The organism is Aeoliella straminimaris, assembly GCF_024054565.1.
GTDB classification, from domain to species: Bacteria; Planctomycetota; Planctomycetia; order Pirellulales; family Lacipirellulaceae; genus Aeoliella; species Aeoliella straminimaris.
This window is the reverse complement of sequence record NZ_JAMXLR010000076.1, coordinates 90,292-111,273: the sequence shown is the minus strand read 5'-3', so window position 1 is coordinate 111,273 and position 20,982 is coordinate 90,292. Positions and strand designations below refer to the sequence as shown.

At 59.8% G+C, this 20,982-nt stretch carries 18 protein-coding genes and 1 pseudogene; 6 read left to right on the top strand and 13 right to left on the bottom strand.

Going from position 1 to position 20,982, the window contains the following annotated elements:
* The first annotated feature begins 83 nt into the window (after positions 1–83).
* Positions 84–518 carry a ribose-5-phosphate isomerase gene (locus tag NG895_RS22105; protein ID WP_252854715.1) on the top strand — a complete coding sequence of 145 codons (435 nt, stop codon included), beginning with the start codon at positions 84–86 and terminating at the stop codon, positions 516–518.
* A gap of 92 nt (positions 519–610) precedes the next feature.
* On the opposite strand, the gene NG895_RS22100 is transcribed toward NG895_RS22105, so the two are convergent.
* A complete protein-coding gene (locus NG895_RS22100; protein WP_252854714.1) occupies positions 611–1,411 on the bottom strand; it encodes a hypothetical protein in 801 nt (266 codons plus the stop codon).
* 819 nt (positions 1,412–2,230) lie between these two features.
* On the opposite strand from NG895_RS22100, the pseudogene NG895_RS30955 reads away from it, so the two are divergent.
* Together NG895_RS30955 and NG895_RS22095 are read left to right on the top strand one after the other, a co-directional pair.
* A pseudogene (locus NG895_RS30955) lies at positions 2,231–2,428 on the top strand (WG repeat-containing protein); the annotation flags it as partial.
* 6 nt (positions 2,429–2,434) lie between these two features.
* Positions 2,435–3,349 (top strand): WG repeat-containing protein, encoded by a 915-nt coding sequence (locus tag NG895_RS22095; protein ID WP_252854713.1) that lies wholly within the window; start codon positions 2,435–2,437, stop codon positions 3,347–3,349.
* Positions 3,350–3,465: 116 nt separating this feature from the next.
* On the opposite strand, the gene NG895_RS22090 is transcribed toward NG895_RS22095, so the two are convergent.
* Complete coding sequence (locus NG895_RS22090; protein WP_252854712.1) at positions 3,466–3,792, bottom strand: cupin domain-containing protein; 327 nt, start codon at positions 3,790–3,792, stop codon at positions 3,466–3,468.
* A 446-nt stretch (positions 3,793–4,238) separates the two neighbouring features.
* Between NG895_RS22090 and NG895_RS22085 the strand changes: the two genes are divergently transcribed.
* Positions 4,239–7,604 (top strand): S41 family peptidase, encoded by a 3,366-nt coding sequence (locus NG895_RS22085; RefSeq protein ID WP_252854711.1) that lies wholly within the window; start codon positions 4,239–4,241, stop codon positions 7,602–7,604.
* On the opposite strand, the gene NG895_RS22080 is transcribed toward NG895_RS22085, so the two are convergent.
* The 6 genes from NG895_RS22080 to NG895_RS22055 all read right to left on the bottom strand — a co-directional run bounded on the left by NG895_RS22080 (position 7,601) and on the right by NG895_RS22055 (position 13,229).
* Complete coding sequence (locus tag NG895_RS22080) at positions 7,601–8,374, bottom strand: PEP-CTERM sorting domain-containing protein (protein WP_252854710.1); 774 nt, start codon at positions 8,372–8,374, stop codon at positions 7,601–7,603. The genes NG895_RS22085 and NG895_RS22080 overlap by 4 nt on opposite strands.
* 146 nt (positions 8,375–8,520) lie before the next feature.
* Positions 8,521–9,006, bottom strand: a complete 486-nt coding sequence (locus NG895_RS22075; RefSeq protein ID WP_252854709.1) for a hypothetical protein — start codon at positions 9,004–9,006, stop codon at positions 8,521–8,523.
* A gap of 207 nt (positions 9,007–9,213) precedes the next feature.
* The gene (locus tag NG895_RS22070; protein WP_252854708.1) at positions 9,214–9,864 is read right to left on the bottom strand and encodes a hypothetical protein; all 651 of its coding nucleotides are present in this window, start codon (positions 9,862–9,864) and stop codon (positions 9,214–9,216) included.
* A 336-nt stretch (positions 9,865–10,200) separates the two neighbouring features.
* Positions 10,201–11,085: an ADP-polyphosphate phosphotransferase gene (locus NG895_RS22065; protein ID WP_252854707.1), complete on the bottom strand. Its 885-nt coding sequence runs from the start codon at positions 11,083–11,085 to the stop codon at positions 10,201–10,203.
* A gap of 141 nt (positions 11,086–11,226) precedes the next feature.
* Positions 11,227–12,768 carry an arylsulfatase gene (locus tag NG895_RS22060; RefSeq protein ID WP_252854706.1) on the bottom strand — a complete coding sequence of 514 codons (1,542 nt, stop codon included), beginning with the start codon at positions 12,766–12,768 and terminating at the stop codon, positions 11,227–11,229.
* Positions 12,769–12,965: 197 nt separating this feature from the next.
* Positions 12,966–13,229: a LuxR C-terminal-related transcriptional regulator gene (locus NG895_RS22055; RefSeq protein ID WP_252854705.1), complete on the bottom strand. Its 264-nt coding sequence runs from the start codon at positions 13,227–13,229 to the stop codon at positions 12,966–12,968.
* A gap of 463 nt (positions 13,230–13,692) precedes the next feature.
* On the opposite strand from NG895_RS22055, the gene NG895_RS22050 reads away from it, so the two are divergent.
* Positions 13,693–14,112, top strand: coding sequence for a PilZ domain-containing protein (locus NG895_RS22050; RefSeq protein ID WP_252854704.1), 420 nt, complete (start codon positions 13,693–13,695; stop codon positions 14,110–14,112).
* 8 nt (positions 14,113–14,120) lie between these two features.
* Here the strand turns inward: NG895_RS22050 and NG895_RS22045 are convergent, their stop codons facing one another.
* Together NG895_RS22045 and NG895_RS22040 are read right to left on the bottom strand one after the other, a co-directional pair.
* Positions 14,121–14,660, bottom strand: coding sequence for a hypothetical protein (locus NG895_RS22045; protein WP_252854703.1), 540 nt, complete (start codon positions 14,658–14,660; stop codon positions 14,121–14,123).
* A 96-nt stretch (positions 14,661–14,756) separates the two neighbouring features.
* Complete coding sequence (locus NG895_RS22040) at positions 14,757–16,112, bottom strand: DUF1598 domain-containing protein (RefSeq protein ID WP_252854702.1); 1,356 nt, start codon at positions 16,110–16,112, stop codon at positions 14,757–14,759.
* A 435-nt stretch (positions 16,113–16,547) separates the two neighbouring features.
* On the opposite strand from NG895_RS22040, the gene NG895_RS22035 reads away from it, so the two are divergent.
* A complete protein-coding gene (locus NG895_RS22035) occupies positions 16,548–18,587 on the top strand; it encodes a sigma 54-interacting transcriptional regulator (RefSeq protein WP_252854701.1) in 2,040 nt (679 codons plus the stop codon).
* A gap of 9 nt (positions 18,588–18,596) precedes the next feature.
* Here NG895_RS22035 and NG895_RS22030 read toward each other — a convergent pair whose 3' ends face one another.
* The 3 genes from NG895_RS22030 to ndk form a co-directional block, all read right to left on the bottom strand.
* On the bottom strand, positions 18,597–19,985 hold the full coding sequence (locus tag NG895_RS22030) for a serine hydrolase (protein WP_252854700.1): 1,389 nt from the start codon (positions 19,983–19,985) through the stop codon (positions 18,597–18,599).
* Positions 19,986–20,062: 77 nt separating this feature from the next.
* Entirely contained in the window at positions 20,063–20,479 is a 417-nt protein-coding gene (locus NG895_RS22025; protein WP_252854699.1) for a VOC family protein, read from the bottom strand.
* Positions 20,480–20,482: 3 nt separating this feature from the next.
* Complete coding sequence (gene ndk / locus NG895_RS22020) at positions 20,483–20,941, bottom strand: nucleoside-diphosphate kinase (RefSeq protein WP_252854698.1); 459 nt, start codon at positions 20,939–20,941, stop codon at positions 20,483–20,485.
* Positions 20,942–20,982 lie beyond the last annotated feature (41 nt).

The window sequence follows — 20,982 nt, the reverse complement described above, 5'->3', positions numbered from 1 at the left end:
TTCGCAGCCGCGGCTGCTTGGGGTACCATCTGCTGATTGTCGCTATCCTGCCCCTCTTGTCCGAAAACAAGGCCTTCCGAAGTATGCGTATTGCGATTGGCTCCGACCATGCTGGATTTCACCTGAAGCAGCACCTGATCGCTCACCTCACCGCGGCCGGCTACGAGGTGATCGACTGCGGTACCGATAGCGATGCTTCGTGCGACTATCCCGACTTCATTCGCCCCACGGCCGAGATGGTGCCCGCCGGCCAGGCCGACGTGGCCATCGTGCTCGGCGGTTCCGGCAACGGCGAAGCGATTGTCGCCAACAAGGTCCACGGCATTCGTTGTGCTGTGTGCTGGAATGAAGAATCGGGCCGTCTGGCCAAACAGCACAACAACGCCAACTGCATCGCCATCGGCGAGCGGATGGTCACGCTCGAGCTCGGCGCGCAGATCGTCGACGCCTGGCTGGGCGCCACCTTTGAAGGCGGCCGGCACCAGCGGCGGATTGATAAGATCGAACCAGCGGTCTAGTCACACGAACAGCAACGTCGCGGCCAGTATTGTCGCACCTGGTAAAGTCGCAGTATCACGCCAACACGATTCACTGCGACAAAACGCAGCGCTCACTTTGCCCCCCGCCGCTCGTTGGAGCCTGCTTTTGTCGGGGTCGTCGCAGCATCGCCCACGGGCCAGTCGGGTGGTTGTTGCGCGCGGGCCTCCGCAGCTGCGACATAACCCACATTGGCCCAGTCCTTCTCCTGCTCGCGAATCTCGGCGACCATCTGGGCAAGTCGCTCCGGGCTGACGTTGTAGCAGCTTTTGTCGTCGCTCTGGTCATCGTTCATCTCATCATCGACGTCATCCAGCAAGTCGTCATCGATATCATTCTCCGAAACGGCGGACTCCGATTGCTGGCGAGCATCCTCCCATGGTGGCGACGCAGCACAGCTTGGCCCCCGCTGCCGCCGGGTGCCGCGTTTCAAGGGCTTGGTCGCCGCATCGGGATTGCAAAAGATCTCGTCGATTTTCTGCTGCAGCATCAGCTCCGACACGGGATCGCTCACCTTTTCGGCGATCGCCTGCTTCACGGCGCGGGCCAAGTGCTCGAGGTTGGGCGCAATCCGGCCCCGCTCCCGGGCGGCCCGCTGCTCCGCTTCGCGGCGTTCCTTCCGCTCCAGCATGTAGGCCGCGGCCCTCCAGTGCGTCTTCGACGCGTTTCGCAGCGTCTGGATGGGAGCGAGTTCCTCAGCCATGGCCGCCCGCCGCATCCGCAGGTCGAAATCCTCATCCGTTTTCCGCAGCCGCTGGATGGTCCGCCGATCGCACCCCACGTAATCGGCAATCTTGGTGAGGCTCATCCCCGCGGTCACCAAAACACAAATCTCCCGCTGTTTAACCTCGTCCAACACACAGGGCCGAGCCATCGCACACCTCCCAAAAACCAGGTTGACAGAACGTATTCACGCGTACAGTATTCGCCGATTTTGTTCTATCACAGTTCGTGTAAGAAAACGACCGAAAAGTGGGGCGTGGGCTTTTGGCTATAGGCTATAGGCGATACGCCAAACCGAACGATCTTCACCCTCCCTTGGGAGGGTCGGGCTCTAAGGCCCGGGGAGGGGAAGCACTACCAGACGACGCGGGCCACAGAAGCTCCCACCTGCATGTCATCCTGAAGGAGCCTAAGCGACTGAAGGATCTCCCGGGGCCAATAGGCTACAAGCACGGCAATCGTATTCAGCCACGGATTGCCACGGATCCCCGGACAGCACAGCGTGAAACAAGTACAGCTCCGCAGGAGCGAAATACGATAGCCAAAGCGCCGGGCGCGACTGCCTGGCCTCCTCTTATCCGTGTGCCACGGGCTTGGCCCGTGTTTGGACATGCAACGCCGCAATGCCACTGGTGCCACTTCGAAAACAAGGGAGAGATTGACAGACTCGTGTATACTGACGACATACTGGCATCACTATCATGAAGTGCAATCCGCACACCCATTGTCCCGCACTTACGAAATCAGTGGTATACACGATGACAGTGCCACGTGGTCGAAGAACTCGGGCGCATTATTGGTGGAGAGTTGAAGAGCCGACAGATTGGTGCGGCGGAGAAAAGGCATGCAGCATTCTCGGACGTTGAAAACGGCAGTATATGATAGGTACCTTGGCAGGACATCCCGATCTTTACTATCGCTGTTTTGGTGAGTATCCAAAGAATCACGCTCCAATCGGGATCAAGCAGCAATGAACGGCCCAAAATCGTCGGGCTATCGCACAAGAGCACTGAAAGCTTCGGTAACACTTAATCAGTTGCAGAATCAGACAAGCATGTATCCGCTAAGTGATCAGAGAACTGGACGGTACGGATTCGTCAGGGACAGCGATTGGGTCATAGAACCGCAATTCTCTTACGCGAACTATTTCGCTTGTGGATTCGCAGCCGTCACGATGGCAACCGGCGAAAGCGCTTTGGTCGATGCAAATGGCAATGTCACGAGCCTTGCAGATATCCTCACCATCAATGACAAGTCCATATTCGAAGAAAGTTTCATCGGCTTCACGGACAATAACGGCTCACCGATGCCACATGCCACTGTAAAGACGCACGCTCACCAAAAGATCGAATGGTTTGTGCTGGGAACAGATCTAAGGTATCGCAAGTTGCCCGATTCTGTTTTTGCCAACATCGACGGGGTAGACTTAGTTGGCGATTGGATTATTGCAAAGAGAACGATAGGTCATCTTAGCCACCGTTGTGGTATTTACAGCATCCGGGAAGATAAACTGCTGCTTGACTTAGACTACAATTGGATATACCCATCTCCAGATGGTTTGTACGTAATCAATCGTGATGCAACCAACAGCGATTCGGCATCTAACTCGTACTACGATATTGAAAATGAATGCTTCGTCTCTGATTGGTACTATTCCGCGATACCTCATCATTGTGGCTACGGCGCAGTTCAGGAAACAGCCAACTCTGATTGGTACTTCGTGGATAGCCTAATTGACAAGGCTTTCCCCTTGCAATTTGATGGGGTTGAACGTTTCTCGAACGATCTGGCTGGAGTCTACTTAGCCGATAAATCCGGGTACCTTGATACTAATGGCGAACTGGTTCTTGAACTCCACTACGAACAGCTCGGCCCTTTCGATCACCTGGGGCATGCCATTGTCAATCGAGACGAGCTCGAATGGGATTTGGACGTGATTGATCGTGGCGGAGCTGTTTTACTAGAAGGCGCTAGCACCTTGGTGTTCTGGGACGGCGACCATCCGTGTTACGAGGTTGAAATGGATGGTGAGCAAAAGCTTCTTGATTGCAGGCTAATTCCAGTGAATCCTCCCTCAACAAGCCGGTAGTGCCTATGGCCCGCTATTGAATTGGGGGCGGACCTACCGGCAGGGCGTGGACTCACTTAAAAGGGCTAGGTCACAACCGTCATCCCTGGTTTGGTGCCGATGCCATTGGTTCCAACTCAAACATCCACCGGCACAAAGTTATACGTTCCCACGCCCTGCACGATTAGAAACCGCACGCGGCCGCCGTCTTTGCCCTTCGCGCGGTGGGGCACGCCGGCAAGCACTTCGTAGGTTTGGCCCACGGTTAGCTCGGCCGAGGGCATGCCCTTGGGGTGTTCGACCTCCAGCGTTCCTTCGAGGCAGAAGAACTTGTCGGTGATCTCCGTGTGAATGTGCCACGGTACGCACTGGCCCTCACTCAGCGTGAAGGTCACCACGCGGAGGCCCGGCACCAGGGAGACGATCTGCCAGTCTTCGACTTCGTAGGACAGCGGATCGGACATTGGTTGGGCTCGCCGGCTGGGGGATGTATGGCGTAGGTCGCTCACCGTTAGGCGGTGTGACTACCAGATGAAGAGTACCGAACCGCGTTGCTGGGGGCTCGCGGAACTCGACCCCAGCCATGCTGTCCGCTGCTTGGAAAATCGAATTCCGTCTGCTGCGTCCGCAAGATACCACGCCGCGATTGCCATGGCCAACCATGATCGCAGGCTTTCTCGGCCAACGCAGCTCAGTGGTTTTCACTAAGGTTATCCAGATTGGGCTCCATGCCGGGCGTCGGCCGTTCTGGCCGCAGCCCTCCCCGCGGCTGAGACCGCGACCCTCCCGCAAGCGGGAGGGTGAAATAAGTCGTCCCCATGGCAAATGTGGCCACCCATTGCGGCGGCTGTTATACTGCGGTACTCACCTCCCTCCAACCATCCCACCTTGATTAGCATCGCTCGAAACCATGTTCCACAGGTACCTTGCTGCGCTCGTTCTTCTGCTGTTGGCCACTGAATCGTGGGCCAACCACACGATGCAACTCCCCGGCCGCCCTGCCCTGTCGCCCGATGGCGAGCGGATGGCGTTTGCCTGGAATGGTGATTTGTGGCAGTTGCGACTCGGCCAGCGGTTCCCGCGGCGGCTCACCTCGCACGACGCCCGCGAGAGTTATCCCGTCTACTCGCCCGATGGCAAGCGGCTGGCGTTCACCAGCAATCGCACCGGCTCCGACCAGGTGTACGTGATGCCGGCCGGTGGGGGTGAGCCCAAACAGGTGACGCATCACACCGAAGGGTACGCGGTGCACGACTGGTTTCCCGATGGCAAGTCGCTGCTGTGCACCGGCAGTCGCGATCATCATTGGCGCGACCAGACGCGGCTGATCCGCGTGTGGATCGATGGCAGCCGCGGCGACGAAGTGCTGGCCGACATGGCGGCTGACGAACCCTCGCTGTCGCCCGATGGCCGGCGCATTTTGTTCAACCGCGAGGGCATGCGGTGGTGGCGGAAGGGATATCGTGGCACCCGGTCCGCGCAGGTCTGGATGCTCGATCTCGAATCGAACAAAGTGGTCGAGCTGCTGCACGACGACATCGAATCGTACTGGCCCACCTGGGCGCCCGATGGCAAGTCGTTCTACTACGCGGCCGGTCCCAGCGAAGGGTTCGACCTGTGGCGGGCCGAAATCTCCCCGGCTGTCCTCGAAGGGGGCGAAGCCGACCAGCCGGTTACCAAGCATCAGGTGCTGGACGTCGATACGCACTCGGTCGTATTGCCAACCGTGGCCCGCAACGCGCCGCTGGTGGTGTACCGCCATGGGTTCGACCTCTACCAATGGAACGCCGAAGAGGCGGGCGCGGCCGAGCAGATCAAGCTCGAAACCCGCGACGACCTGACCATCCCCGACGACCTGGTGCGGCGTCGTCTCGATCGGGCGTCGGACATCGCCTTCAGCGACGATGGACTGGAGATCGCCTTCGTCGCCGGCGGCGATGTGTGGGTGATGGACACCGAGTTCCGCGAGCCGGTGCAGGTGACCGAGACGCCCGGCTTCGAGTCGGACGTCGTCTGGGGCCCGGATGGCAAATCGCTGTGGTTCACGTCGACCGACGGCCCGCGAGTCGACATCTACACCGCCACCCGCGACGACGAAGAGAAGTACTGGTGGCGGAACACCGAGTTTACCACCAAGCAAGTGACCGACGACGACGAAGTGGAAAGCCACTTGCGGCTGGATCCTACCGGCAAAAACCTGCTGTACTGCCGCGGCCTGGGCGACCTGTGGATTCGCGAGTTGGAGTCGGGCGACGCGCGGCGGTTGATCGAAGGTTTCGACTCGCCCGATTTCGACATCTCGCCCGATGGTCGCTGGTTGGCCTATTCGCAGCAGGACAGCGACTTCAACAGCGAGGTCTATCTGCTGCCTATCGATGGCTCCGAGCCGCCGTACAACATCTCGCGGCACCCCGATAACGACACGCACCCCCGGTTCTCGCCCGATGGTAAGGTGCTGGCGTTCACCGGCCTGCGACTGGGGGAAGAGTCGGACATCTACTACGTCTATCTCGAAAACCGCCTCGACGAGCAAACCGCCCGCGAACGAAAGCTCGAAGAAGCGCTGAAGAAAATGGAAAAGGAGCGCAAGAAGGAGGCCAAAAAAGATAAGCCCGAGGAGAAGAAGACAGACGACGAGAAGAAAGAGGCGGACGACGGGAAAGAGGACGAGAAGGACGAAGAGAACAAGGAGGATGAGAAAGACAAAGAAGACGAGGACGACAAGAAAAAGGACGACGAAGAGATCGAACCGATTGTGGTCGACCTCGAGGGCATCGAAGATCGCTTGCATCGCGTGAGTCTGCCGGGTGTGGACGAGCACGGGTTGGTTTGGCTGGGGGGCGACAAGCAGCGACTGGCGTTCACCGCGGAGATCGATGGCCGCCGCGGCTACTACACCATTGAGCTGCCGGAGAAGCTTTCGCCAAAATTCTTCAGCGATACAACGGGCGGCGCGGCGGTGTGGTCGCCGGGCGCGAAGGCCATCTTCCTGAACTCGGGCGGCGCGCCCACCAAGATCGACGGCAGCGGCAAGGCCACTCGCTATTCGTTCTCGGCGGTGCAGCAGTACTCCCGTTCGGCCCGCTTCGCCAACGGTTTCGACACCGCGTGGCGTATCATGCGCGACCGCTGGTACGATCCCCGCACGGGCGGTAAGAACTGGGACCAGATCCGCCGCCGCTACCGCGAGGCGGCCACCAGTGCGACGGACGCGCAGACGTTCGGTACCGTGATTCAACTGATGCTGGGCGAGTTGAACGGCTCGCACCTTGGCTTCTACCCCAGCGAGTCCGATCGCTACGACGCGCCGGACTTCCCCGACCGCACCGCCCACTTGGGTCTGCGTTTCGAAGCCGATTCCAAGGGCCCAGGCCTGGTGGTTCGCGACGTGCTGCCCGATGGACCTGCCGACCGCGAGGATGTGGATATTGCCGCGGGCGATACGGTGCTCGAGATCGATGGTGTCGCCGTCGATCCGGCGATGGACCTGACCAAAGCCCTGAACGGCCGGCCCGATCGCGATGTGGAGCTCAAATTCAAAAAGCCCGACGCGGACGAAACGCTCACCGCCACGGTGCGCCCCACCAGCTACTCACGAGCTCGATCGCTGCTGTATCGCAAGTGGCTGGAAGACAGTCGCGACCGCGTCGACCACCTGAGCGGCAACACCTTGGGCTACCTGCACATACGCAGCATGGACATGCCCAGCTTCAACGAGTTTGAACGGCAGCTCTACGCGGCCGGGCATGGCAAGGAGGGTTTGGTGATCGACGTCCGCGACAACGGCGGCGGTTGGACCACCGACTTGCTGTTGACGTCGCTCACGCAGCCACGCCACGCCATCACGGTGCCGCGCGGTGGCCAGGCAGGTTACCCGCACGACCGGCAGGTGTTCGCCTCGTGGCATAAGCCGATTATCGTGCTGTGTAACCAGAACAGTTTCTCGAACGCCGAGATCTTCAGCCACGCCATCAAGTCGCTCGATCGCGGCAAACTGGTCGGCGTACCCACGGCGGGTGGCGTGATCTCGACGGGGAGCGTTGGCGTGACGGATGTCGGCCGCATGCGAATGCCGTTCCGCGGCTGGTTCGTCGTCGGCACCGGCGAGGACATGGAGCTGAACGGCGCCGTACCGCGGACGATCCTGTGGCCCCAGCCAGGCGAACTACCCACCGGCGTCGACCGCCAGCTGACCGAAGCGGTTACGCAGCTATTGGTCGAGGTCTCACAGCAACCGGAGGACCCCAAGCCGCACTACCGTACGGAAGAGGACTAGTCGCAGTAGCCGGGCCGCTTCCCCCAGACGACTGCCGTCAGGCCCACACCCACCAGCATTAACAGCAACGCACTGGGCTCCGGCACGCGCAAGATCGAAAGCTGCCAGTTGTCGACGCCGCCGCGACCGTAGGTCGTGAAGTTGCCCTCGTTGTAGGCATAGTAGCCGAAGTGAATCGGCTCGGCGGTGGACGAGAAATCGAGTTGCGGGGCCGGGTTCACGCCACCGATGTACGCGAAGACGCCCGCGGCCAGATTGTTGAACTCGAACGACTCCCACTGGTCAAAGGCCGTAAAGTTGCCGGCGGCGCCCGAGAGAGAGACAAAGTAGTTGTTCTCCTGTCGCAGGGCTGGCCCCACATTCAGCGAATGGCTCTGGCCGCCATCGGCATTCACACTGAACGCCAGGGCGTCGAACGCGATGTCGAAGTCGGCGAGGGGCCCCGGGGAGGGGTCGTAGCTGTGGGGCTCGTAGATGTGCATCGTGCGGATGGTCATCGTGCCATTCTGGCGACCGCCGTGAACTTGGCCAAAGTGGCGATAAGCCCCCGGGTTGCCGGTGATCTCTCCCCCGTCGTCGCCCGGACCGGCGCTGCGATTGCCACCGAAGAACGTGCCGGCAGCGGCGCCCACGCCGGTGGTGTAGCCGCCCACCGTCCAATCGGAGTCGAAGAACTCGCCATCGGAAATGGTGTCCGCGTGCGAGTTCGACGCGGTAACAAGGAGAATCGTCAGGGCCGTAGCTGGAACTCGAGATCGCCAGGTGCACATGAGTCGACTCCTGCGGGGAGATGGACTGCCGGGACAACTCCGAAGCGAGAGAAAAGAGAGCAGATAAGCAGCGACTGCGCGAGGCAGTATAGACCTTCCCGCAGGAGGACACAAGCAAATACGCAGCAGGCAAGTCGGAAAACGCTCTAGCGGCCCCGCCCTCGCCGCGGAGTCTTGCGACTTTCTGCCCTCTTCTGCTGGCGGTGCCTCGCCAAGCGTCGGCGGAGCTGCTCGTTCTCCTGCTTTAGCCGGTCGATTTCGCGCTGCTGCAACTCATAGATCAGAACTTGCTGATCTTTGATCACTTCCGTCTGCTCAGCGATCGTACGAAACGCACCTTGATACCCCAGTGGATCGAACCCGCTGCTCATTCGCGCCAGCCCATCGATCAGCGTCGCCGAAACCGCTTCGAGGGAATCTCCAAACCGCTCCATTGATGCGGAAGCCTCAACCAGGTTCTCCGAGGTCTCCGTCAGGTTGCTGCCGCCGAACAAATCGAAGGAACCGAAACCGGCTGAGGCACCGCTGTCGGGCGCGTCTTTCTCCTTGGCGTCCTCGATTCCAGGCGTCTGGGCCGACAGGTTGGCGGTCAACAACCAGAAAAGAAGAGCGATAGGGGCAAATCGACTCATGGCAGACTCGTTTGGTGCGACAGTGAAGATTCACGCGGGTTCCACAAGTCGTCCATTGTACTACAAGCCGCAAGGCGTGGCGAAACTTACCGACAGCATCGCGCCCGCACCGGCGGACCGCCGATCAGAACTCAATCCTGGAGCCGATGAGATATCTCGTGCCTTACGGACCGCTGCGGCAGGTGTAGCCACCCACCATTGGACGATTCAAGAAGACTTCCCCCGCTCCCTCAGTCGCCGCATGCCTACTAGCGCCAGCCCCACCCCAGCTAACCACGCGGCACCTGGTTCCGGCACTTGCGTAAACTGATCCACTTCGAAGTGCAAGCTTTGGCTTTCGCCTTCGAAGGACAAGATTCCCTCAAAAATCCCCGCGGGGCGGACAAACTCCTGTTGCAGATCCGTACTGTTCAAGGGTTCGGTAAGGTAGAGCAGGCGAATCAGAAAGTCATCCACCGCCGGTGGGCCATTCACGAGCACGGTGTTCCCTGCGCCGTCGACTTCGACATGCAGTTGGACGACATCGACGATGGCGTCGTCGATGATGGAAATATCAGAGTACTCGGACAGCACATGGAATTGCAGAGCGTCGCGGACATGAAACTCCAGTTCTAAAACCTGATACCGCGCGAATCCACTCGCCACCTGAAAGGGAGTGTCTTCCAGTACGACCATCCCCTCAATGGTTTCATTTCGGTGCAACGTGCCTTGGAGGCTCGGAGGAATTTGCCCCAGCCTGCCTGAAAACGTGTACCCAACGCTGGTAGTGTCGATAGGAGACGAGTCGGCACGCGACATCAGCACCACACCTACCAACAGCGACAACAACAAGACAGCAACTCTACAGTGGTCAATCATTAGCGCACCCACAAATCTCAGCACCTTCGAACCACGCCAAGCAGAAGTCGCCCGGCGACTCGGACATTATGACACAACTACTGCTCATCCGGTAGCATGTGCGACTGGCGGTCCTTCATGCGAAACCGCCACATGAAGACAGCCGGTTGGCACGGACTCTCCTGCTTGCCACCATTCTGGCTCCGCCGCGCGGGTGCGGTGAGCAGCTTAGATTGCCCGAACCAGAGAGCATCGCGGCCACGGACGTGATTCGGGATAACAATCTCCCAAGACTCCTACCGCGTGCGTGGGAGGCTCGGGTAGCACACCTGATAGCGGCGGCGAGGGCCGCCACGCTCAATCTTTCTCCAGCATCTCGCGGTACTTCTCGAGTTCCGCGCGGCGGGCGTCGGAAACCTGAGGGTAGTGCATGTCGAGCGACTGGAGTTCTTCGAGCACGATCTGGGAGACGATCAAACGCATGTTTTTCTTGTCGTCGGCCGGAATGACGTACCAGGGGGCATGCTTGGTGGCCGTGGCGTTGATGGCTTCTTCGTAGGCCTGTTGGTACTCGTCCCAATACTTGCGTTCGGCAACGTCGCCCTCGCTGAACTTCCAGTTCTTTTCCGGCTCGTCGATGCGAGCAATGAAGCGGTCGCGTTGTTCGTCGCGAGAGAGATGCAGGAAGAACTTGAGCACCTTGGTGCCCGAGTGTGCGAGATGCTTCTCCATGTCGCGAATCGACTCGTATCGGTGCTTCCAGAACTTGTCCATATCCTGGGTGAATTCGGCCGGCAATTTCTGCGCATTTTGGAGGATCTCGGGGTGGACCTTCACCACCAGAACTTCCTCGTAGTAGGAGCGATTGAAAATGCCGATGCGCCCGCGCTGAGGCAAGCGCAGGTTGGTCCGCCAGAGGAAGTCGTGGTCGAGTTCCTCGGGGCTGGGTTGTTTGAACGCAAACACCGAAACACCATGCACGTTGACGCCCGACATGATGTGTCGAATGGTGCCATCTTTGCCAGCGGCGTCCATCGCCTGGAACACCAGCAGCATGCTGTACCGGTCGTGGGCGTACATCATCCGCTGCAGTTCGTTGATTTCTTCCGCGAACTCCTCGAGCAGATCCTTGTAGTCGCCCTTGTCTTTGTAGATGTCTTTGATCTTGGTGTCGTGCTTCGCGAGCTTGAACTTCTGCTCCCCCGTGACGCGAAAATCATCGAGATCGATGGAAATATGCATGCGACTCCCTCAACACAAATTGCAAACGACCGTGCCCGGCACTACTATGACGAGCATAGAGCCGGACACGGTCGACGTGTAGTGGGGTTGTCAGCATCAGCGGCGTCAGAACGATGGATGCCGCCGAAGGAAACTGCCGAATTAGTGGTTCGGTGCTTCCTGAAGATTCTTCATTACTTCGTCCAGGTTGAAGCTTGCCGGCTTCTGACGAGGCGGATATTCCTTGAACGTTTCGAGGAAATTGCCTACGTACTGCTGGGCAGGAACCAGCAGGAAGGCATGGTCCAACAGCCAGTCGTAGTACGTGTTGGACGTAATATCCGCTTGCTCGTAGGGGTCGGCCCGCAGGTCGAACATTTTCGGCAGACGGAGCGGCGTAAATGGCTCGGCCCACACTTTGAGCGTGCCACGAGCACGTTGTTCGAGGAAGACGAGCTTCCAGTTTTCAAACCGCAAGCCGACGATCTGACCATCATCGTTGAAGTAGAAAAATTCCTTACGTGGCGACTCGTCGGCATCGCCGGTCAGGTAGGGCAGCAGGTTGTAACCGTCGAGGTGCACCTTGAAGGTCTTGCCGGCGGCCTCGTGGCCCTCGAGGAGTTTCTCCTTGATGTCCGGTTCGCCGACAGCGGCCATGATGGTCGGCAGCCAATCGAGACCGCTGACAATGCCGTTGGAGACGCTGCCCTCCTTAATCTTTCCGGGCCAGCGAATAGCGCAAGGCACGCGGAACGCCCCTTCCCAGTTGGAGTTCTTCTCGTTGCGGAAGGGACTCAAACCGGCATCGGGCCAGGTGTTCTTGTGGGGACCATTGTCGGTGGAGTACAGCACGATGGTGTTTTCGGCGATGCCCAACTCGTCGAGTTTGTCGAGCAGTTTGCCAACAACCTTGTCGTGCTCGATCATGCCATCGGCGTATTCTGTACGGGCCGTGAGGCCGGGCTCGTCGCGGTTTTCTTTACGAACGTGCGTGCGAAAGTGCATGCGTGTGGTGTTCATCCAGCAGAAGAACGGCTTTTCGGCCTTCACTTGGCGCTCGATGAAGTCGACCGCGGCGTCGGAGGTTTCGTCGTCGACGGTTTCCATACGCTTCTTGGTGAGCGGGCCGGTGTCTTCGATGCGGCCGTCGGCGTAGCTGTGAATCACACCGCGCGGGCCGAACTTCTTACGGAACTCGGGGTCGGTGGGATAGTTGCGGTTCTCGGGCTCTTCTTCAGCATTCAGGTGGTAGAGGTTACCAAAGAATTCGTCGAAGCCATGCGCGGTGGGCAGGAACTCGTCCTTGTCGCCCAGGTGATTCTTACCAAACTGGCCGGTAGCGTAGCCGTGCGGCTTGAGCAACTCGGCAATGGTGGGATCCTCGGACTGCAGGCCGAGATCGGCGCCTGGCAGACCGACCTTCGCCAGACCGGTACGGTAGGTGCACTGGCCGGTGATAAAGGTCGACCGACCGGCCGTGCAGCTTTGCTCGGCGTAATAGTCGGTGAAGATCATGCCCTCTTTGGCAACGCGGTCGATGTTGGGCGTGCGATAACCAACCAGGCCCATGGTATAAGCCGAAACATTGGTCTGCCCGATGTCGTCGCCAAAGATGACAAGGATGTTGGGTTTATCCTGAGCCGAGGCAAGACTGGCCACCATCACGCTGGCAGCTAGCGCACACAACAAACGAAATCGAATCATAAGATACCTCCTCATAGTAGGCTGAAACTGACAGGCCGAGGGACAAGAGATGTGCTGACGATAAACAGAAGTCACGGCAGCAAAACGCGCCTGCAAATCCCCCAAAAAGTATAGGGCGTTTGCCGGTGTTCACAACCAAGCAGCACCGCAATCGGCTGGTTAAGAAGCCGTACAACCAGGAGATCCGGGCGAGCGGATTAACTCCACCCATCCTTTTTTCGGCGGGCCTTCCGTTTTTCGGACAGTGTGAGGGTATCCGTCGCCTTGGTAATTCGATGCTTGATCGCCACCCGCGTCAGCAACGCCACCTTGCGAACGCCCATTTTATTCATGGCGTTCGTGCGGTGCGTGTCGACGGTCGACACCGCCAGGCCCAAGATGCGGGCGATTTCTTTATTACTGCAGCCCAGGCTGATGAGCCGGACAACTTCCCGTTCGCGATTTGTGAGTTCTTCGATCATAGTTGGCAGTTTTACACTAAAAACGTCCTGTGGAAAACCGTTGCGGTTTCGCGTACCCCAGGGAGCATGGCAGCCGAAAACCTGAGCGCCTGGCGGAGCCGCGTGGCAACGGAATTTTTCAGCGCACAGATGTTCACAAAGCGAGGGAGGCTAGAGAATCGCCGCGACAGGCGCGGGCCAGGTGGCTGCCAGCCAAGGCCGCCTATCCAGTTGGTGGCCGGGAACTCTGAAATTGGTCCTTTTACACCACTACCTGCTTGGTTCGCCGACGGCCCGGGCCCGCTTAGTCGATAGGCTGCCACCAACCCGTGCATCCCGAACCAGTAGCCAGAACTTCAGTGGCAGAATGAGTACAGAGTTTACCGCAAGATGGACGAATTGATTGCAGAACAACTGACGTGAACCCTTCAGGAGTTCGTGAAGCGGGCAGAGGTTTTGTAGTCATTGGCCATTGGAACGCCAGATGTCGAGCGCGCAACCTTCGTCCAAGATCATTGTCGACGCCCTGTGGAAGCAGGCGCAGTCGACCGTTCGCCTGCCGAGATCGCTTGACCTGCACGAGGCCCACCAAGAACTGCTTTCGAACGTGCATGCCCCCCTGCGGACCTTCGACCGCTATGATTGGCAAACTCGCTGCATCCTGCTGCACGAAGAAACCCTGTACGGCATTGTCACGCGAGACATTTCGCGGACAGGCGTTGGCTTCTTTTCGCCCGTCGAGATGCGGCCGGGCCAATTGGCTGAGATCATCTTGCCGGGGTTACGGCTTTTGAGCATCAAATCCCTGCACACAACTCGTTTGGAGTCGGACTGCTTCGAGTGTGGTGCGTGCTTTAAAGGAAACCCAGCGCGGTCGAATGATCTGCTCGACAGCAAGTCGTAACTGTTGGGCTATTGACCGATCCAACTGAGAAAGAACTCCCTGGCCACTGGATCGACGGCCCGCATGTCCATCACATGCTGACCGAGTCCGAATTGGGCGAGCACGTACGGAGCCATGCCGAACTGGGCGATGGCAGCGTAACCGCCGTAGACGAACTGCCCCAAACCAAACATGCCCGCCATCACAGCCTGGCCCACGGCCAGCAGGCCGGTGGATGCTTGTCCCAACCCCAAACCAACGCCAAGCGCGAGTTGCCCGATCGCGATCAGCCCGACCGCCATTTGCCCGATGGCAATCGCACCGGTTGCCCGACGACCAATCGCCACGACGCCCACGGCGTGAATGCGGCGGCCTGTTTCAGGGCACTTTCCCCACGTGATGTGCACCAGCGGCAGCCTGCCGAGTTGCGTGGCGGAGGTGTACTCGGCAAACATCGAGCCGTCGGTGTACATGTACCGCCGCCAAGTGCCGTGCGACTGCTTGTCCCACGTGTACTCGACGGGCTGATTCAGCAGATTGCCGCCGACAGCTTGTGAGGCAGCGTGCATGCGTTGTGCTCCCAAACGAAATCCGGCAATGGGACTGCTGGGACGCGGTCAACTTGCAGGGCGATGCGTCCTCCGCACGCGCCACAGCTTGGCGGCCTACTTGGCGTCCCACCACCAGCTCTTTTCGCTGGCGACGCGGGTTCCTTGGGAAGCGGCGGCGATCTTCTCGGTTTTTTCACTCGCCGAGAGAATCTCACCAGGCAAGATTTGCACACCACCCGAGGCACTGATCAGCCAGCGGCCGCTGGCTCGGATAAAGGTGGTTTGGGTAGCCACCTGCTTGGGAGCCGAAAACTGATCGACTTCGAACTTGCCGGCGAGCCAGGGCATCTGCAGCCCCACTTGCTCGGCCATTCCTTCATGCACGATCAATGTGGTGACCACGGCCAGGTCCATCACGTTGCGAAGTTGGCCGAAGGCCGAATCGTGGGCTTCCAACTCTTCGAACTTGTCGGTGAATGTGTCGGCCCACTGCTGAGCAGGGCCGTTAGCCTTACCCGAACCAGTCTTCTCGCCCTGCGAATTGACGTAATCCTCTTCGGTCATGCACTTGACGCCCTGACCGCGAAGCTCCCAGGCCAGCCCCGATTCGTCGCGAAGCATGGGCTGATAGTCGGCGGCCAGCCACCAGCGGGGCAGCATATTCTGCGAGATGCGACCGCGCTTCTTGCCCAACAGCTCCAAGTAGCTGGGCATGCCTTCGACGGGCGAGGGTTCGAAGCCCATGGCCAGCCGCTTCATGCGGAAGTCGGCCGCCACCAGGGTGCGGGCGAAATGCGAAGTGGCGGGGATGCCGGTAACGGAAATCGTTTGATAGCCCATGGCGTCGGCAATGGCCTTCGAAGCCCGCTCGGGACCGGTGTTGGGCGTGAATCGCTTCGACACCTTCTGCACGTTAGCCAGGCCCTCGGGCGTGGGATCGATCGAGCAGCTCATGCCGGCCCCTGGTTGGGCCATAGCAGCTCGCAGAGCCACCATAAAGTCGTCCAGGGCCACCACGGGCCGACCCGTGGTTTGACCAACCACGTTGCCCAGGTTGTCGACTCGCCATCCCTCGGCAGGACCGGCCAGCACGATATCGCCAGTCTCAGGATAGACCAGCACGTACTGCACCCGCTGCAGGCCAGCCATCAGCATCACCTCATCAGGCACAGGCAGGCCAGCCTCGCGTTTTTCGGCGACGATGGCTTCCATCTCACGCAATGAGACAAAGCGCAAGTTGCTTTTCTTGGCGATATCGCCTGGCACTTCATCCAACCCGCTCTTCCAGGCGGCGGCTAGCTGTTCGGGATCGCCCACTTCGGGATTGGACACCACACCTTCGGGATCGATGCTCACGCCGCCCACGGCGTTACTGCGGATAAAACCACCCGCATAAGTGGGCTGGATCTGAGCCACCAGCACAGCGGCAATGGCTAAGGCCAAAAGGCTTAAACGGGGCATGAATCGCATCTCGTTCTCTCCCGGGTTCTCACAGGCGGCCGCGGGTACGGCAGTCCGGTTTGGGTACAATGTAGGGCGCTGCAACAGGCACGGTAGACAGTGCTCTGCAAACACTGGTCGTACGCCGCCGCGTCAGCCAATCTACAATAACTGCTAAGTTGGTAGCTCGCAATAAGTTTCGTTCACCGCCAAGTGGACACTCGGCTCCTTTCGGCCCCAGAGGGGCAAGTTCTGCAGCTTCTCGGCCGATTGTCCCCTTATATGCTCAAAGCGGGCAACATCAATTCTTCGTAAGTTCTGACTATCAGCCCATTTCCGCATCCTCAGGCTTGCTCACCTGGGTATGATAAGAATAGGCTGAGGGTATGGGCAGCAGACCGGGTGGCGCGGTGGCCCGAGCCCGTTTCCCCCGATCGTAAGGTATTGCAGGACCCCAATTATTCGATGACCGCCTATTTGGTTATTCGCGAAGGCTCCAAATGGACCGACGTTTTTCGTCTGGTCGAAGGCGAGTCGGTCACCATCGGGCGCGCTCCCACCAATGCCATCGTCGTGAAAGACGAGCGGTGCAGCCGAAATCACGCCGAGATTTTCCAGGTCCAGCATCAGTGGACGCTTCGCGATCTGGATAGTCGCAACGGTACCCAGGTGGACGGATCGGCCATCAAGGTCGACTACCATCTCGAGCCAGGCGACATCATCCGCATCGGCAATTCGCATTTGGCGTTCGTGGACAACTTGTCGCACGCATTCCCCGATCCAACCAGTGTGCTACGAACGTCCCGTCCCGTGGATACCGACCAGGACGTGCTGGACCCCGACGACGACGAAAGCGTGTTCGAACCGGTCGAGCCCACGCAAATCACGCACCGCCGCGGACAAAGCCGGTTCCTGGAGGCTCCAGCCCCCGGCGAAGGCGAAGAGGTCGCCACGCCCAAGGTGGGTCGCGCGGCGGCAAAACTGTGCCGCCTGGCTTTTGAACTGGCCAAGACCACCGACGTCGTATCATTGGCGAACACGGCGCTGGGAGCACTGTTCGAGAGTACCCAAATCGACGCGGGCGGACTGCTGCTGCGCGGCCGCGACGCGCAGGGCGGGCGAACGCTCGAGACCCTGGAGGTAATCGCCTCGCGGAGCGAGTCGGCTCACAAGTACCACCGGGTGAGCCAGTTCCTGGCCTCGACCGTGATGCGCGACGGCCAGGGTGTGCTGGCTCGCAACGTGATGGACGACAGCCAACTGGGCGCACGCGACTCAAGCGGCGACATCCTGGCCACCAGCGTGATCTGCGCTCCCATTCGCCAAGATGGCAAAGTGCTCGGCATCCTGCATCTGTACTCCACCGATGCGGCGCGACCGCTCGATCCCGACGACCTCGAGTTCTCGCTGGCCGTGGCCGATACGGTGTCGATGACGCTCCAGAATCTCGACCGCCGGCAGGAGTTGGCCGAGAACCTGAACTTGATGCGGGACGAGAACGTCCAGCTCCGCGAGCAGCTTGGCGTGCAGAGCGAAATCGTTGGCGGCAGCGAAGCGATGCACCGCGTGGCCCAGCAAATCGCCCGTGCTGCCCCCAGCCGAGCAACGGTGCTGATCCGTGGCGAAAGCGGTGTGGGCAAGGAGCTGGTGGCCCGGGCCGTGCACTTCTCCAGCCCTCGCAAGAAAGGCCCCTTTGTCTGCCTGAACTGCGCGGCGCTATCCGAAACGCTGCTGGAAAGCGAACTGTTCGGTCACGAAAAAGGGGCGTTCACCGGTGCCACGCATCGCAAGGTCGGCAAGTTCGAGCAGGCAAACAAAGGGACGCTGATGCTCGACGAGATCGGCGAAATGAGTCCCACGATTCAGGCCAAGTTCCTGCGAGTGCTCGAAGGGCATCCCTTCGAGCGGGTAGGTGGCGCTGAGGCCATCAAGGCGGACGTCCGCGTGATCGCCGCCACGAACCGCGATCTGGAAAAAGAAGTTTCCGAGGGGCGGTTCCGCCGCGACCTTTATTTCCGGTTGCACGTGCTGGAAATCATCGTCCCGGCACTCCGCAAACGGCCCGAGGACATTCCCGAGCTCGCCAAGTACTTCCTGCACCGCTACAACGCGGAGACCGGCCGCAAGATTCGCGACTTCACCCCACGTGCGTTGGAAGAACTGCAGCAATACCGATGGCCCGGTAACGTCCGCGAGATGAAGAACGTGATCGAGCGGGCCGTCGTGCTAGCGCGTGGCGAGTTTATCGACCACGACGACCTTATTCTATCCACGCTGAAGACCGCCGGCGATACCGAAACCGGTGGTACGTCTTCCAGCCACTCGGGCGAGGATTTTACCCCCTGCTCGCTGGCCGAGATGGAACAGCAGCACATCCTGCTGACGCTCGAATCGACAGGCTGGAACAAGAGCAAGGCGGCCTCGATCCTGGGCATCGAGCGTTCGACGCTCGACCGCAAGATTCAGCGGTACGAGCTGTTGGATCGGCGGCAAACGGCCAAATAGCTCGCCCTCTCACTCGTCGAGGCGTTTGGCCGGCAATTTCATGCCGTTTTGATGCAATGTGAGCGACGTGCATTTCCCCTGGTCGTCCACTTCAAACACCAGCTTGGCATCTACGATCTTGTAGAACCACTCGGTATCACTTCGTGGGTGCACGCGAGCTTTCCCTTGGCCAGTGGCTTGCACGTACAGCTTGCCGTCGGTGGTGGTGACTTCCAGCACGAAACCCGGCACCAACTGGTACTTGCCAACATACCGATCGAGCATCGCCTGATCGACCTTTAGAGGCTCGTCAAAATTTCGAGGCTCGACTTCGGCACCGGCAAGCATGCGGACGATCTGCTCGCCCAGCACGTCGATCTCCCCGGTAGCAGTATTCGATAGAATGACTACCGCGGCATTTATTTGGCGATTGACGTAGATCACGCTGTGGTAACCACCGGTTTGTCCACTGTGCCAGCGTGTGGTGCCGTCGCGAGCGATGTGCCAAGCGAGCCCCATGGCGAAATCGCCCTCGGCCAGAGGATCCTGATGCTGCTGCCACGACAGTTCGATGGCCTTGCCAAGCTCGCCGGGTGGCGGCGACAATGCGGCCGAGGCGAACTTCAGCATGTCGCTCATAGAACTTCGCAGTGCCCCCGCCCCGGCCAGGGTGGGGAGGTCCCAGTTGGCCTCCGCATCGCCATCCACGTTGTACGGCTTGGCAAGCCTCGCACGCTGCTCGTCGCTCAACGCAATGCAGGTATCGGTCATTCCCAGAGGCTCGGCAATTCGCTCTTGCATGAGCTCTTCGTACGACTGTTCGGCATCCAGTGCCAGCAAGTGCCCTAGTAGCCCTACACCAAGGTTCGAGTACTCCACCTTCTCTCCCGGCTCGCGACGCAGCCGGTGACCATCCAGGAAATCGTATAGATTGTCGACGGTATAGTCGGCGTAGGGATTAGTGGCATCTTTGGGGGCGAGATTGCTCGGCAGTCGCGGTAAGCCCGAACTGTGAGTCGCCAGATGACACAGCAGGATCGGATGCTCGCCACGAGCGGGCATCTTCACGCCTGCGGGCAGCAACTCGCCCGCCGGTTGGTCGAGCGCCGCCCTGCCCTGCTGGACAGCATCGGCCAACAGGATCCCCGTGAAGACCTTCGACACCGAACCGATCTCGTACATCGTATTCCCATCGGGCGTTTGCTCGACATCGCGAGCCACGCGGCCAAGGCCCAGAATCAGCGTTTCATCGTCGTGGACGACACCCACCGTCATGCCAACCAGGCCACCGCCCTCGATATAGGGCTTTGCGAGTTGTTGGACACGCGCTGCCATTTCGTCGGCAGCAAGCGTTGGGGCGCTAGTAAGGAAAACTAGCAGTAGGAGGGCCGGCCACCGGGCAGCAAACACAAAACTCATGTTCCACTCCTTCGCTTCGAGGACGTTACTGTCTACTTCGCCACGAAAAAGCCGTTATTGGTCCCCATGCCTGGAGTTTACTTCGCGAACAGCTGCCGCTCGATGTCGGCAAACGCTTTGAACTCCAAGGCGTTGCCGCTGGGATCATAGAAGAACATGGTCGACTGTTCGCCCGGCTCGCCGGCAAAGCGGGTATGCGGCTCGATGACAAACTCCACCCCCGCAGCCGCGAGGCGATCGGCCAACGTCCGCCACTCGTCCGGCGAAAGCACCACACCAAAGTGCGGAATCGGCACCTGATCGCCATCCACGGGGTTGTAGTGCCGCGCGGCTTGGTAGCCGGGCACTTGATGCACCACAAACTGGTGGCCGTACAGATTGAAGTCGACCCAAGTGTCGGCGCTCCGCCCCTCCGCGCAGCCCAGCAGTTCGCCGTAGAACTTCCGAGCCGCCACCAGATCGGAGACCGGCATTGCCAGATGGAACGGGTTCATGGCCTATTCATCCGCGGCACGCAGCCAGGGGGCGATGGTCGGCGAATGATCGACCAGTTCTTCGGGCTTGAAGTACAGGGCGATCTCGCGCTCGGCTGCTTCGGGGCCGTCGGAGCCGTGCACCAGGTTCATCTGCCGGCTGCTGCTGAAGTCGCCGCGGATGGTTCCGGGAGCAGCTTTGAGGCCGCTGGTGGCGCCGAGCATCTCGCGGACTACGGTGATCGCTTCGAGGCCCTCGAGCACCGCCGCCATGATCGGGCCACCGGTGATGAACGACTCTAGCGTCGGATACCAGGCCTTCTCTACGTGCTCGGCGTAGTGCTGCTTGGCCAGCTCGGGCGTGACCTGCATCAGCTTCATACCGACAAACGAGAGTCCCTTATCCTCGAACCGCGAAATGATGCGGCCCATCAGGCGGCGTTGAACACAGTCGGGCTTCAAAAGGATGAGTGTGCGCTCCATGGCGGGATGTTCTCGTTCGGATAGGAATGGTGTAGGGTGGG